The following is a 14,902-nucleotide window of genomic DNA, read 5'->3' as shown; positions in this document are numbered from 1 at the left end:
AAGTTTTTGACCCTTTTATTTTTTCTTGATATACTTGATTTTAACTGGTGTCAGAAACTTATGTCCAGAAAGGTTGATGAAATTTTGGCAATTTACGGCTATTCAAGAGTTAGCACAAGCAATCAAGATTACAAAACACAAATTCAAAAATTAGAAAATGCTGGCGCAGAAAAAATCTTCAGTGAAAAATATACAGGGACCAAAAAAGAAGGGCGAAAAGAATTGGAAGAACTACTTTCCACTGTAAAAAATGGTGATAAGGTGTTTGTCACTAAAATTGATCGGTTAGCAAGAAGTATCGTAGATCTCAATTCAATTATTTCTACGTTGAATCAATCAGGGGTAACTATTTCGTTTCTAGATAATGCGCTGACGTTTGAGCCCAATAAAAATGATTCCATGCAAACACTCATGATGAACATGCTTGGCAGTTTCGCACAGTTCGAACGTGACTTGATTGTAACTCGAACCCAAGAAGGGAAACAATGGCATAGAGCCAATAAAAAAGGGTATCGTGAGGGAAGACCAAAACGAGTCCTGAATGATCGATATAAGCATGCTTTAGAATTAATGGAAACGAACAGTATGAGAGAGGTAGAAAAGAAAACGAATATTTCAATATCGACATTGAAAAGAATCAAAAAGCAATATAAAGAAGAACAAATAGAACATTCAAATGAATATAATTAACTAAGTATATAATGGTAAGATGGGAGAAAAGTATGGATTCAATGATTCCTAGCTACAAACCTCTTTTTGAATTAACAAAGCGTAGATTATACCGTCTGAAACAAAGAGCGATAAATAAATCTGGAAAGTTTGATGAGCAAGATCAACTTATGTTTCTAATAATAGGAAATATAAATTTACGATTTAATACTATTTGCTTATTAATAGAAAATAACAATTATGATGGTGTTTTCGCTTTGCAAAGAACAATCTTTGAATTGCAGCTAGCTTTGGAAGCTTACATGAGTTCAGAGGATAAAGGCTACGTTAGTGAGAAAGTAAAACAGGACTGCCACGCCATCGGCGTAGACTTATGGACACCACCAAAGAAAAATCAGAAACCAAGCGAAAAGGTAGATAACAGTCTGTTAAGCAAATTTCGGAAGAAAGTAGAAACTGTTATTTCTAGCCTAAGTTTACTTGGTATTCAGCAGTTTAAAAGTCGCTCTCTATCAGGTTTTGAGGCTCATTTAGAAGCTATTTTGTTAACCTATAGTTTTATGCTAGAAAAGGCGCAAACAATTATTCCTGGTACATTTAGATATTCAATTGGTCGTTTTTAAAATTAACTAGCAATACGGGTTATCAATTAATTCTTTATAAGAAAGAGAGTATGTATGGACATTTCAATCAACAAACAATCTAGGTTTATCTGCCTAACCATGGCAATTATAATGGTGCTAAGTATTTTCCTTTCTGCTGGAACCAGTGTGTATGCCAATCAAATTACGCCTACTAAACATTTGACAATTGAGAAAGTAAACGAGGCAGTAGGGGAAAGTGTTTATTATTCAGAAGAATCTCAGCAATTTTTTATTGATGAAGTTTCCGCAAAATATGGAGGTTTAAGCGATAGCCAAATTTCAAACTTAAAAGAGTGGATTGGTTTTTTAAATGAATCCCCAGAAAGAATTAAACAATCCTTAGAATATGCAGGAGTTACTCAAACTACTAGAACGAAAAGAGGAATTCCAGTACCGTTAATTAAAGCTTTAATACATTTGGGTAAAGGTGCTTTAGTTGCTGTTGGTGGTTGGATAGCGAATTATGGGCTAGGCGGAGCTTGCCAAAAATTCGGTGATCGATATAAACCTTTCAGAGATTTTTGTGCTGCAAATGGACATAGAGTACCAAACGATTCTGGAGGAGGCCGACCATTCCGCTAATTCTTTTTTAAGTATGATAAAATAACTTCTAGTAAGATTACTACTACACAAAACCAGTAAGATATTTTAATGTTTTGAAAATTAAAGTAATCAAAAATAAGTTTTATCAAGATTACTCCAATAGCAAATGAAATATTTAAAAATAGTTTTTCCATAATTTTATTTTAACATTAAAGAAAGAATATCCCTATTAATTAGGAAAATATAGAGAAAAATTATTTTAATTTATCTTTGCTAAATTAAAGTATCAAGGAAAAAAGCTTAGAACTTTTTATTTTTGCGTTCTAAGCTTTTTTGTTCATAACTTAACAGTTTTGACTAGATATGCGTTTCAAAGGGCTTTCTTAGCGAATTATTTAGTAAAATCTATGTAGAAGCAAAGCTTACAACACAAATATGATTCTGAAATAAATTTCAAAACTATATTAAAAGATGGTACTAGTACCTAAAATTCGAAAACGCTTTATTTATAGAGACTATTAAGTTAATCTTCATAATAGAAAAAATAACTTGGGGGTACAAGAAAATGAAGAGAAATATTGTTGCTGTCACAGCTTGTGCGGCGGGTATTGCGCATACGTACATGGCGGCGGAATCACTTGAACAGGCTGCTAAAAGTATGGGCTATGGGATTAAAGTCGAGACGAATGGCGCAATTGGAGCGGAAAACGTCTTGACAGCTGAGGATATTGAACACGCCGACTTAGTGATTATTGCGTCTGATATCAAAATAGACCCGATACGTTTCACGGGAAAGCCGCTTTTTATTACAAAATCCATCCCAGCGATTGAAGACTCAGAAGCGTTGATCGAGGAGGCTTTTGAAGGGGCACAGGTTTTTGGGAAAAAGGGTTCAAAGGTCGGAAATATTCAAATCGGTAGCAATAAAGAGAAGATAAACTTCTTCACGCACATTATGAGTGGGATTTCTTATATGGTTCCTATGGTTATTGCCGCAGGTCTGCTTTTAACGATAGCTAATCTATATGCTTTCCAAAGAGATGATTTGGGTAGAATCGTTAAGTGGGGTTTTGATAACAAAACTCATATGGGTTTTTTAATGTCTAAGTTGTTCTATGTAGGGCAAACCGGGTTCAAACTGATGATTCCGTTATTTGCGGGCTTTGTAGCGAATTCGATTGCTGATAAGCCAGCCATTGCACCCGCAATGATTGGAGCATACCTTGTGAACGATCCCGAGTTTTTAAATACAAAAGCTGGTGGTGGATTTATTGGTGCAATCATCGTAGCATTTATTGTTGGTTACCTAGTTAAGTGTCTGAAAAAAATAAAATGGCCTAGATTATTAGTTCCAATTGTGCCAATCATGATCATTCCGTTCATTGCAACAGCAATCATTACATTGATCGTTCTTTATATTATTGGAAATCCAATAGCAATCGGAATGGATGCGATGTATCAAGGGCTAACAAACTTGAATAACAACTATGCCGGAGCACCGGTTTTAATTGGAGCAATCTGCGGAGCGATGATAGGCTTTGATCTAGGTGGACCGATAAACAAAACAGCTCTAATCTTTGGAACCGCGATTTTTACAGATACTATGACTAAATATGGAATCAACGGTGCTAATTTCGTTCCAGGAACAGCTACACAAGCAGCAATTTCCGTTGCACCACTGGGCGTTTGGTTAGCAACGATCCTATTTAAAAAGAAATTCTCTAAAAATGAGAAGGTCGCGGCTAGTGCTGCCTTTGGAATGGGTATAGTAGGTGTTACAGAAGGTGCAATTCCTTTCGTAGCAGCTGATCCAATCAGAATGATTTTTTCTAATATGGTAGGTTCGGCAGTTGCCGGCGGACTAGTAGCTGCAACAGGGTGCAAGTTTTATGGCGGCATTGGATCACCTTTAGGAACCTTTATTGGCTACATTGAACAACCGATTCCTTTTATTACATGGATATTGTGTGTAAGCGCGGGCATATTGACAACTGCTCTGCTGATTGGGTTTACACGAAAACGAGTTGTCGAGGATATCGCTCTTGAGCAAGAAGAGCAAGAAGAACAAGATCAAATGATGTAAACAGTAAACGAATAGGACGGTAGAAAAAATGAATAGAGAAGTATTTAATCGGGAACATATTTTATTTGATGAAATAGCAACCACTCAGGAGGAAGCCTTTAAAAGTATCGCAAAATTTGCCTATGAATCAGGCTTCGTAACGGATGAACAAACTTATTTTGAAGGCTTAAAAGCCCGAGAACAGGAAGCAACGACAGGCTTTAAGGATCATATCGCGATTCCTCATTGCAAAAGCAGTACCAATAAGAAGCCGGGGTTATTTCTAGTCAAATTTGCTCATGCGATTCCTTGGAACGCGCTTGATAACCAGCCGGTAAAAGTTGCCTTCGGTTTGACGATTCCGGAAGAGGGCGCGACCGAACACCTAAAACTATTAAGCCTGATCGCAAGAAAGCTGATCGACAAGGACTTTAGAGACGGTGTCTTGCAACAGGACGATCCGGATGCTTTGGCTGGGATCATTGATCAAATCGATTTTAAATAAATAGGAAACAATAATTTACGAGTAGGTTGGTACTTATGCAAAAAAAAGTTCATGTAATACATCATACACATTGGGATTTTGAATGGTATTTTACTACTAATGAATCCTTTGTTCAGCTGGCTTATCATTTAGATGAGGTGATGCAGGCATTAGAAGACAAACAGATCGACTATTATTTGTTAGATGGACAGATGAGCATTTTGGATGATTATTTAACGAGTTTTCCAGAGCAAAAAGGGCGTTTGTCGCAGCTAGTAAAAAGCGGAAAGCTGGCCATTGGTCCGTGGTATACACAAACCGACGAGCTGATCGTGCGAGGTGAGTCGATCGTTCGAAACTTGAATCTAGGAATGGAGCTGGCGGAGTCATTGGGCGGCTATATGAACATCGGTTATTTGCCTGATTCCTTTGGTCAAAGCAAGGACATGCCTAAAATCTATAACGGATTCGGCATTCAGCAAGCTGTTTTCTGGCGCGGCGTTCCGAATGAGGTTACGACCAAGCGTGAATTTCATTGGGGAGCAGAGGATGGTTCCAGTGTGTTAACTTCGAATATAAAAAATGGCTACTTTGTAGGAGTCGGCCTAATTTACTCAGATGACGCAGAATCCTTGATCGATACGATTTCCGAAGGAGCGACTGGCACCGAGTTAGTTTTACCCGTTGGCGGCGATCAGCGATATATTGATTTTAATTTACGTGAACGGATGGAACAATACAATCAAGAATTAAAAGATGTCGAACTCGTCGAAAGTAATTACGAGATGTTTTTTGAAGAAATCAAGGAGCAGGAGCTTCCAACGGTGGACGGCGAGTTTATTTCCAGCTCGGTGTCAAAAATTCATCGGTCGATCTACTCTTCCCGCTATGATCATAAGTATTTGAACGATAAAGTCGAACGGAGAATGATCTATCAAGCGGAACCTTTGATGGTGATGGCAGAAAAATGCGGGATTCCTTATAAAAAAGGGCTGCTTGATCGTATTTGGAAGCTGTTGAATAAAAATCAGGCGCATGATTCCGCCGGCGGCTGCAATAGTGATAAAACCAATCAGATTATTATGGAGCGTTTGGTTGAGGCGGATCAGCTTTCCTACTCGTTGGTGGATTATCTGACGAGAAAAATCGCCGAGTCGCGAATGGATCTGACAGAAGGCGAACTGGTTGTTTTCAATACCTTTCCATGGAAAAACAAAAAAGTAATGAAGTGTGAAGTGTCTACTCCTTTTGCGGGTATATCGCTTGAAACGGATGGACGCGCGGTTCCTTTTGAATTAGTGAAGACGAGAAAAGAGTTTTGCGGCTCGATTCGGCGAGAGAAACAGGATGAAGATCCTGCGAGCTTTTATTATGTGCATGAATTGCTGCTGGAAACTGAGATTCCTGCCTTAAGCTTTCGCACTTATCAAGTAGTGGAAGATCTTGCTGGAATGAAAGAAGCCGCACCAAAAGCAGCAATTGATTCAATCGAAAACGACTATTATCGGCTGATTTTTGAGGCGGGCGAATTGTCCTTAGTGGACCGAAAATCCGGAAAAACCTTTAAGAACTTTTTAGCCTTCGAAGATAGCGGCGATGAAGGCGATACCTATGACTATTCGCCTCCTTACGCGGATCAGCTTTATCGTTTGGATTTAAAAGAAGCCAGCTGTGAAGCGAGCCAAAGCCCATTACTGTCGAAATTAACTTTTGTCGGAGAATGGCAGGTCGCTAAAGATTTACAGGAACGGAAAGAACAAAAAAGAACGCAGACAATTCCTTACCAGTTGACGATTGAGTTAATGAAGGATAGCCGACAGCTTCAATGCCATTTGGTACTTGAAAATCAGGCAGACGACCACCGAATGAGAGTGTTGATCAATACGCCGCATACGAATAATTTTTCCTATACTGATACGCCTTTTGGCACGATCAAGCGAGCTGTGGAGGATCGTCATATCAATGACTGGAAAGAATTAGGCTGGCGGGAAGAACCCACAGCGATTTTTCCTATGCTGACATATGTGAATAGTCATGCTGAGAACTCTAGCTGGACTGTTTTCAGTAAAGGTATAAAGGAATATCAGTTTGTCGGAGATAATTTTCAGACGATGGCGTTGACATTGTTCCGTTCCGTTGGCTATCTAGGTCGGCCCGATCTGATTAGACGTCCGGGTGTAGCTTCAGGAAATGAGTTCAAATATATTCCTACACCAGATAGTCAATTGCATACAAAAATGACTTTTAAATTCGCGCTTCAGTTAGACAACGCTTATCAACCAGCACAGCTTGCGAAGGATTACTTGGACTATGCAATCAGCAGTCCGTTTTATCAGATTCAGGAGCTGAATCGTTTTACGACGACGCTTAAATATTTTGTTTCGAATCCGCTGAAAACTAAAGTGACCGCACCAACAGGAATCGAATTTAACAGCAGTACCCTTGTTTTTAGTTCCTTAGTAAAAACGGCGAATGGGCTTGGCTTTGACGTTCGTGTCTACAATCCTGATTTCAGCCGAGAAGTTGAAGGCGGAACACTGCAAGGGTCACACGAAATGAACTATACGTTTGTCGATCTGAAAGGGAACGCTATTTCTTCAATGGAAAAAAATGCTATTATTCCTCTAGGAACCTTTAAACCGGGAGAAATAAAGACGATCCAGATCGTCGATTGAGGAGAAATCATATGCAAGAAGACCTTTTTATTCTAATTGAGTCCTGTCGTTTGAACTTTACATCAGTTGAGCAGGTGATAGCAGATTATCTATTGAGTAAACAAGTACCAATGACGATCGATAAATTATCCGAACATTTAGCTGTTTCGAAATCATCGATTACCAGATTTTGCAAAAAGATCGGGTTGAATAATTACAAGGAACTGATTTTTCTCTATAAGCTTTCTTTAGATAATGAGGAATCAACCTTATCCGTGTCCTCAAAAATAACCGCGGCGTACCATTCGCTGGCTACAAGAAGCGACAGCAACTATTCGCAAGAGGTAGTGGATGCCTTTTGCGAGCTGCTGCACCAGCATAAAATCATTCATTTTTTAGGAAAAGGCTTCAATTCCTATGCCGGCGCGGATTTCCAGTTCAAGTTTTCGCGAGTCGGCAAATATGTTCGCGTGATTACAGATGAAAACTCCATTCTTATGTCGGCCCATTTTGCCAATGAAGACGAGTTGATCGTCATTTCTAGTTTACGCGGAGATGATGAAGAATTGCTGGCGGCGATGAGAACCGCAAAGGAACGAAACGTTTCAGTTTTGTTGATTACGTCGAATCGTTATTCACAGCTGATCCCTCATGCGGATGTGGTCTTGATTGCCGCGAGCTTTACCAGAGAAGAAGCGCTGGGAAATATTTCTCCGCAAATTCCAATCCTGATCCAGTTGGATATGGTGTATGAGCGGTATATTCATCTATATTCGGATGCCTTGTCCCAGTGGTTGGAATCTGAACAAATATTGCACAAATGAAAAGGAGTCACTATGAAGGATTTCCCTAAAAATTTTCTGTGGGGAGCGGCGATGTCTGCACCTCAAACGGAAGGCCAAAGTTTAGCTTTTGGAAAGTCAGCAACAACATGGGATCAGTGGTTCCATGAAGCCCCCGAGAAGTTCAATCAAAACCAAGGACCCGCGATCACGTCTGGCGTGTACGATCACTATTTAGCTGATTGTCAACGGATGAAAGAGATTGGCTTGAATTCACTTAGAACCTCTATTTCTTGGGCGCGCTTGCTGCCGGATGGAAAGACGATCAATCCAGCAGCGGTTGAGTTTTATCGCGATTATTTCTCTGCTATGAGTGGCCATGGAGTGGAGCCGATTATTAATCTCTTTCATTTTGATATGCCCATGTGGCTGATGGATCAGGGTGGCTGGGAAAGCCGATACTCTATCGAAGCATTTGGCTCCTACGCTAAAACGTGCTTTGAATTATTTGGCGATTTAGTCAAAAAATGGACGACCTTCAACGAGCCGATGGTGCATGTCGAATGCGGTTATCTCTATCAGTATCATTATCCTGCGGTCATTGATTTTCAACGCGCGGTTCAGGTGGGTTATCATACCTTGCTTGCTCATAAAGCGGCGGTAAAAGCCTTTAGAGCAGTATCGGAAACAGGAGAAATCGGGATTATTTTAAATATTTCGCCTACGTATCCTAAAAGTGAGGCCAAAGCCGATTTATTGGCGGCGTATCGGTCAGATTTATTGAATACTCGAAGCTTTTTAGACCCTGCGGTTTTAGGTTCGATTCCCGAAGACCTGAAAACACTTTTAGCGGAAAATAATTTGCTGCCAAAAGTAAATGCTGGCGACAAAGAGCTGATCGCCGAAAATTTAGTGGATTTTATTGGACTAAATTACTATCAGCCTAGACGGGTTCAGGCACCGCAAACAGCGCATCGCCCAGCACAAATGCCTGCTGATTTCTATGTGTCCTATGATTGGCCGGATAAGAAAATTAATCCTTACCGTGGATGGGAAATCTTTCCCGAAGCTCTTTATGATGTCGCGCTTATGATGAAGGACGACTATCACAATATTCCTTGGTTTGTGAGTGAAAATGGCATGGGCGTTGCTGATGAAGAACGCTTTATGAATCCTTCAGGAGAAATAGAAGACGATTATCGAATTGATTTTATGAAAGAACATCTAAGCTATTTGCATCAAGGTATTCTTGAAGGAAGCAATTGCTTTGGCTATCATGCCTGGACATTTATCGATTGCTGGTCTTGGCTGAATGGATACCGCAATCGCTATGGCTTCTACAGATTGGACTTGGAAACATTGGGGCGATCAGTGAAAAAGAGCGGCAAATGGTTTAAAACAGTCAGTCAAAATAATGGATTTTAGGTGATGATAGATGAGTTTAGCAGTATTTGATATTGGAGGAACTTCAGTAAAACATGGCATTTGGGAAAAGCAAGCACTGAGTGAGGTTTCCGCTTTCCCAACGCCTGATACATTTGAGAAATTACTCGAAAAGTTTAGGCAGGTGATCGATGCCTACGATCGGTCTATCGAAGGTATCGCAATCAGCTCACCGGGGGCGGTAGACCAAGCTAAAAGACAAATTTTGGGTGTCAGCGCGGTCGAGTACATTCATCAACGCCCGATTTTCGATGAGCTTGAACACTACTTCGGACTGCCAGTAACGATTGAGAATGATGCCAATTGTGCAGGTATCGCAGAAGTAGGGATGGGCGTTGGGAAAGATGCACAAAATATTGCTTTTGTTGTCCTAGGAACAGGGGTAGGCGGAGCCCTCTTCGTTCAGCGAGAATTGTATAGAGGGAGTCATCTTTTTGGTGGTGAAGTTGGTCTGCTGAAGAGTCAGAACACTAAAACCTTTAGCTTGAACGGCACCATAGTCAAAGCCGCAAACTTCTATTCGGAGCAAACCGGAACGCAGGTTGAAGGAAAAGAACTGTTCGCTTTAAAAGAAAATGGTGATCCGATAGCTTCAAAATTGCTGGACGAGATGTATCAAGTCATGGCCAATAATCTCTATAATATCCAAGTGATGTTTGATCCAGATTTAATCGTCTTGGGTGGCGGGATATCTAGGCGACACGATTTGGCTGCGGAGCTTTCTACGCGGCTATTTGATTCCCTTAAAAAGGAAGGCGTAGAAGCGATAATGCCCGCAATCAAATGCTGCAAATTTCAAAACGATGCTAACTTAATCGGCGCAGCAGTACATTTTAAAAAAATAAATATGGTTGATGAATAAATTGAAAGATGTGGTTCCGATAAATAAGCAATATGGTGAGTATAAAAAAGACCGAAGAGATTGTAATCTCTTCGGTCTTTTCGGTGTTAAATAAAAGCTAGATTGTCAAATTAATTGCAACATTTCTTCTTTAAATAATTCCCAACAATTTTTCCAGTTTAGCGTTTTTTTAGGACGCGTATTTATCTTACGTAACGCTTCTTGCTTCTCTTCTTCAGTTACTTTTGAAAAATCAGTTCCCTTAGAACCTATTTATAATCTTGGTGTTAGTATCAAATCTTAGACAGCTTTTCGTAGAGACAAGAATAAATTAAACTTATCTACGAGAGGATGAATTTTTATGACCCGATATGAAGAAAATTTTAAACAAATGATTGTTGAACTGAATCAAACTGGACGTTCTGTTCGAGGGTTAGCGAAAGAATATGGCTTATCTGAAGCAACGATTTACAAATGGAAGAATTTATATTTACCTGATCAGTCCACAGGACTGACTGGAAAAGAAGTAGCTGAACTGAGAAAAGAAAATGCTCGTTTAAATGAGGAACTTGAAATCTTAAAAAAAGCCGCAGCCATATTCTCTCGAAAGACCTAAAGTCACTTGTTCGATTCATTGAAAAATGGTGTAAGGAGTACACTGTTTCTTTGTTGTGTCGGTTATTAGAAATTCCTAGAAGCGTCTACTATTTTTATAAAAATAAATCGTTAACAGCTACAGAAGTCAGAAATAACCAATTGAAAAAGAAGATTTCAACGATCTTTTTTGATCATAAACAGAGATATGGTGCAACAAAAATCCATCAAGTGTTGCTAAAAGAAGGAATTTCAGTATCTCTTAATCATGTACAAAAACTGATGAAACAATTAAATCTAAGGTCAATTGTGGTTAAGAAATACAGACCTCAACGGCCTGTTCAGCCGGTTGTTTTAAAAGAGAACATCTTAAATCAGGACTTTTCTACTAAAACTATCTGTGAAAAATGGGTAGCTGATATCACCTACATTCCAACTAAGAAAAATGGTTGGTGTTACTTATCTTCGATTATGGATTTACACACGAAAAAGATTATTAGCTATACATTTTCTAAACGAATGACTGTCGATTGTGTGTTACAAACATTCAATCAAGCAAAGCAACGGTACTACATTCCAGAAGGAATGATTCTACACACTGATTTAGGTAGTCAATATACCGCAATCGAAGTGGAAAATTGGCTTGAAAACGATAAAATAAGGCATTCCTATAGTCGCAAAGGAACACCATATGATAATGCAGGAATTGAGTCCTTCCATGCATCATTGAAAAAAGAAGAAGTATACACAACGACTTACTCAGACTTTGAAGAAGCGAATCGATCTTTATTTAGCTACATTGAAGGATTTTATAATCGTAATCGAATCCATAGTTCGATTCATTACTTAACTCCACAGGAGTTTGAAGATTTAGAAACAGAGAAAATGTCTTAGCAGTCTCTACTAAAATATGTCCAAGATATTGACTCAAATCCAATGTTCAATTCACTAGTATAATAGGCACGATTTACTATTTAGCTTGGTATATTTTTACAATATATTGTGCTGTTATGAGCTATCGTATATATAAAAAAATGTTGGTAAGGTTTTAGCAGAATTAGAGGTATTGGAGTATATTAAAAAACAACAGTTATCGAAGTGAAGATTATTCCTTAATTAATAGAGAGGAATTTTAATAACTTTAAAAAACGTGTTCATACGAGCATTCTAAGGTCAGGTTCATATAATTAGACGTATCGTTGGTCGAACGAAGCGTCATATCAAATACGAATAGACATATTTTTAGGGAGGAACGAAGTAAATGAAAGAACAACAATTAGGCTATACTTTTTGGGGACGTCCATTATACGGATTAGAACGAAGAACGGCTGTATCGATCGATTGTTCTTGCGGTGAGCTGATTCAGCAAAATATTCAAACGAAACAATATCATTGTAAAAATTGTGGGAATTGTTACCAATTCATTGACCAAGACTTCCAATTGCTAAACGAAAAAAATAAGTAGGTTTATTATAGTCAGACAAATAGTCTGACTTTTTTGCTATTTTAGAATGTTCCCCTTTACAAATACGAACGTATGTTTGTATAATCGAATTGAAATGGGGGAGAAAAACATGCTTGATTACTCAAATGAGCCAGTCAATGATTACTTTTTGATCGATATAAAAAGTTTTTATGGTGCGAAACGTTCTTAACTGAAAAGGTTAGGCACACAAGTTCTTCTTGTGGAGAACTGATGATTTGAGGAGTGAAATGATGGCGTAACGTCCTGAAGCGCTCCCTCTGATACTCCGATTGGCAATTTTCTTGGTTAGAATAAGAATTGTCAAGAGCTCGGTAAAGTCGGCTGAGAGTTACCGCAGTTGCATTGCTGCAATCGAAAGCTGTCCAGCGGTGGATAGTGTAACCTATAGGCCGGGAGTCCAAAAATTACTCATGGTGAGAATGTGCAATTGCACTGACAAACTCGCGAATGTACGAATCTATAGGCTTGGGGTGCAGAAATGTATCTTGCCCGCACAAAATCTATATTGTGACACAGGGTGCGACTTGCGGTTTAGTAAGAATCGTAGATATGAATAACCGTGCAGTGTTATAGGCACTGGAAAGTCGCAGGTTCAGAGTGAGCACCTAAAAGTAAATGTATGGATAAAATCATTGGAACGTTGAAAGCTAGTGACGTGGAGGACTAACCTCCTTTGAAGCGGTTGAGACGAAGAATAATAAGCTCATTCACACTAGTGAGAGTAGTGGCAAAGTACCTATGAAGCAGTGATAACAAGCTGTGGAGGGATAGCCACGAGTCAATTAGTTTTACTAACAGTTATGATGCAATCCATAGAATCGAGTATGACAAAATAAACACCGACATCCGAAGGGAGGCGGTGCTATGGAAAACGTATCAGCATCACATTCAATCCGCCATATGGAATACTATGGCATGATTGACAGCTTTGACAATCTATACAAAGAAAGTAGCGATAATCACGTTTTCAATAACCTTATGGAAATTGTAACTTCATCGAATAATATCTTATTAGCGTATAGAAATGTTAAAGGAAACTTTGGGAGCGTATCTCCAGGCGTTGATAACAAGAATATTGATGATTTAAAAGAAATACCTAATGCAGATTTTATCAAAATCGTGCAAACCAAATTTTCAGAATACAAACCACAACCAGTTAAAAGAGTAGAAATCCCAAAACCAAACGGGAAAACTCGTCCACTTGGTATCCCAACTATCTGGGACAGAATCGTACAACAATGTCTATTACAAGTCTTAGAACCTATTATGGAAGCAAAATTCAATGATAAGAATTATGGTTTCCGACCTAATCGATCGGCGCACCATGCGTTCGCTCAAGCAGTACGATTAGCACAAGTGTCTAAACTTACTTTTGTAGTAGATATAGATATTGAGGGATTCTTTGACAACGTAAACCATTCAAAGCTTATCAAACAGCTCTGGACATTAGGAGTTCAAGATAAGTGGCTTTTAGGTGTTGTTAGGGCAATGCTTAAAGCACCTATCATCCATAAGGATGGCCGAATTGAGCACCCTAAGAAAGGAACTCCGCAGGGCGTAATACTTTCCCCACTCCTCGCAAACGTTGTGCTAAATGAACTAGACTGGTGGATATCATCACAGTGGGAAACCCACCCTACAAGGCATAATTATGATTGGTATCATGCCGAGAAAGGTTACTGGAACAAAGGAAATAAATATCGAGCGTTGCGTGGTTCGAAACTAAAAGAGATATATATCGTAAGATATGCCGACGACTTTAAAATCTTTTGCAGAAAACGTAGCGATGCAGACAATATATTTATAGCCGCCAAATCGTGGCTAAAGGAACGTCTGAAACTCGATATTAGCATAGAAAAATCAAAAGTGGTTAATCTGAAAAAACAGAAATCCGAGTTTCTCGGTTTTACTATGAAATTGGTTCGCAAAAGAAAAATCTTTGTCATAGAAACGCACATGTGCCATAAAGCTATGAAAAAAGTATCTGATAATCTAGCAAAACAAATAAAGGTAATTCAACACACCCCCACCAAAGAAGAGTTACAAAAGCAGCTAGTTAAATACAACTCGATGGTGATAGGGATTCATCAATATTACAAAAAGGCTACCCACGTCAGTGTGGACTGTCCGAAAATTAATCAGCGTATAATGATTATCATTAAAAATCGATTGGACGTTAAGAAAAACTATGCACGTTCAAAGCAGTTAAGATGGATTAATGGCTATCCTATGATTCCTTTAGGATTCGTCAAACACAGCCATACATCATTACCCAAAATGGGAATCTGCAAGTACACGCCCGAAGGACGTGTGCTAATACACAAGTATCTTACCTTTCCAATTGATATTATCAACCAACTTATGAATATGAATAACCCTGACGAAAGTATTGAATTTAGGGATAATCGTGTCTCTAAGTACTCTTCGCAACGAGGCAGATGCCGAGTAACAAAAGAGTTCTTGGAGCTAGCAGATATTTACTGTCACCGTATCATACCTAAAAATCTTGGTGGAAAAGATAACTTCCAAAATTTAGTTATCATTCATCGGAACATTCATCAACTTATTCATGAGAACGATAAAGCGAGAGCCACACTCCTTGTAATGGAAATGAGGATTACAGGCACTCAACTTGAGATAATCAACCAGTTCCGAAAAAAAGCTAAAAATTGTGAATTGTCGCTGAATCTATAACTGTAT

Annotated in this window: 12 protein-coding genes; all 12 read left to right on the top strand. The window is 38.9% G+C overall.

Features of this window, described 5'->3' with window-relative positions; all coding sequences use genetic code 11:
- The first annotated feature begins 60 nt into the window (after positions 1–60).
- On the top strand, positions 61–690 hold the full coding sequence (locus AB3I00_RS13485; RefSeq protein ID WP_010724495.1) for a recombinase family protein: 630 nt from the start codon (positions 61–63) through the stop codon (positions 688–690).
- A 32-nt stretch (positions 691–722) separates the two neighbouring features.
- Positions 723–1,292 (top strand): hypothetical protein, encoded by a 570-nt coding sequence (locus AB3I00_RS13480; RefSeq protein ID WP_010724496.1) that lies wholly within the window; start codon positions 723–725, stop codon positions 1,290–1,292.
- A gap of 54 nt (positions 1,293–1,346) precedes the next feature.
- Entirely contained in the window at positions 1,347–1,895 is a 549-nt protein-coding gene (locus AB3I00_RS13475) for a hypothetical protein (protein WP_010724497.1), read from the top strand.
- 526 nt (positions 1,896–2,421) lie between these two features.
- The gene (locus tag AB3I00_RS13470) at positions 2,422–3,939 is read left to right on the top strand and encodes a PTS fructose transporter subunit IIC (protein WP_010724498.1); all 1,518 of its coding nucleotides are present in this window, start codon (positions 2,422–2,424) and stop codon (positions 3,937–3,939) included.
- Positions 3,940–3,967: 28 nt separating this feature from the next.
- Positions 3,968–4,423, top strand: a complete 456-nt coding sequence (locus AB3I00_RS13465) for a PTS sugar transporter subunit IIA (protein WP_002359636.1) — start codon at positions 3,968–3,970, stop codon at positions 4,421–4,423.
- A 35-nt stretch (positions 4,424–4,458) separates the two neighbouring features.
- Positions 4,459–7,077 carry a glycoside hydrolase family 38 C-terminal domain-containing protein gene (locus tag AB3I00_RS13460; RefSeq protein ID WP_010724500.1) on the top strand — a complete coding sequence of 873 codons (2,619 nt, stop codon included), beginning with the start codon at positions 4,459–4,461 and terminating at the stop codon, positions 7,075–7,077.
- A gap of 11 nt (positions 7,078–7,088) precedes the next feature.
- Positions 7,089–7,880, top strand: coding sequence for a MurR/RpiR family transcriptional regulator (locus AB3I00_RS13455; protein ID WP_002359638.1), 792 nt, complete (start codon positions 7,089–7,091; stop codon positions 7,878–7,880).
- A 12-nt stretch (positions 7,881–7,892) separates the two neighbouring features.
- A complete protein-coding gene (locus AB3I00_RS13450) occupies positions 7,893–9,263 on the top strand; it encodes a glycoside hydrolase family 1 protein (RefSeq protein WP_368025462.1) in 1,371 nt (456 codons plus the stop codon).
- 10 nt (positions 9,264–9,273) lie between these two features.
- The gene (locus AB3I00_RS13445; RefSeq protein WP_002359641.1) at positions 9,274–10,143 is read left to right on the top strand and encodes an ROK family protein; all 870 of its coding nucleotides are present in this window, start codon (positions 9,274–9,276) and stop codon (positions 10,141–10,143) included.
- Positions 10,144–10,483: 340 nt separating this feature from the next.
- A protein-coding gene (locus tag AB3I00_RS13440; protein ID WP_368025461.1) for an IS3 family transposase occupies positions 10,484–11,610 on the top strand; the annotation gives its coding sequence in 2 pieces (ribosomal slippage) (positions 10,484–10,712 and positions 10,712–11,610; 1,128 coding nt in all).
- A gap of 367 nt (positions 11,611–11,977) precedes the next feature.
- Positions 11,978–12,181, top strand: a complete 204-nt coding sequence (locus AB3I00_RS13435; protein WP_368025460.1) for a DNA helicase UvrA — start codon at positions 11,978–11,980, stop codon at positions 12,179–12,181.
- 885 nt (positions 12,182–13,066) lie between these two features.
- Positions 13,067–14,896, top strand: coding sequence for a group II intron reverse transcriptase/maturase (ltrA, locus tag AB3I00_RS13430; RefSeq protein ID WP_368025459.1), 1,830 nt, complete (start codon positions 13,067–13,069; stop codon positions 14,894–14,896).
- Positions 14,897–14,902 lie beyond the last annotated feature (6 nt).

The organism is Enterococcus sp. C76 (assembly GCF_040886985.1).
Taxonomy (GTDB): domain Bacteria; phylum Bacillota; class Bacilli; order Lactobacillales; family Enterococcaceae; genus Enterococcus_B; species Enterococcus_B lactis.
Note: the sequence above shows the minus strand (reverse complement) of the source record. Positions and strands in the feature narration are given on the sequence as shown.

Coding starts and splice junctions, on each gene's coding strand:
- AB3I00_RS13485 (WP_010724495.1), top strand. CDS start 61: ATGTCCAGAAAGGTTGATGAAATTTTGGCAATTTACGGCTATTCAAGA.
- AB3I00_RS13480 (WP_010724496.1), top strand. CDS start 723: ATGGATTCAATGATTCCTAGCTACAAACCTCTTTTTGAATTAACAAAG.
- AB3I00_RS13475 (WP_010724497.1), top strand. CDS start 1,347: ATGGACATTTCAATCAACAAACAATCTAGGTTTATCTGCCTAACCATG.
- AB3I00_RS13470 (WP_010724498.1), top strand. CDS start 2,422: ATGAAGAGAAATATTGTTGCTGTCACAGCTTGTGCGGCGGGTATTGCG.
- AB3I00_RS13465 (WP_002359636.1), top strand. CDS start 3,968: ATGAATAGAGAAGTATTTAATCGGGAACATATTTTATTTGATGAAATA.
- AB3I00_RS13460 (WP_010724500.1), top strand. CDS start 4,459: ATGCAAAAAAAAGTTCATGTAATACATCATACACATTGGGATTTTGAA.
- AB3I00_RS13455 (WP_002359638.1), top strand. CDS start 7,089: ATGCAAGAAGACCTTTTTATTCTAATTGAGTCCTGTCGTTTGAACTTT.
- AB3I00_RS13450 (WP_368025462.1), top strand. CDS start 7,893: ATGAAGGATTTCCCTAAAAATTTTCTGTGGGGAGCGGCGATGTCTGCA.
- AB3I00_RS13445 (WP_002359641.1), top strand. CDS start 9,274: ATGAGTTTAGCAGTATTTGATATTGGAGGAACTTCAGTAAAACATGGC.
- AB3I00_RS13435 (WP_368025460.1), top strand. CDS start 11,978: ATGAAAGAACAACAATTAGGCTATACTTTTTGGGGACGTCCATTATAC.
- ltrA (WP_368025459.1), top strand. CDS start 13,067: ATGGAAAACGTATCAGCATCACATTCAATCCGCCATATGGAATACTAT.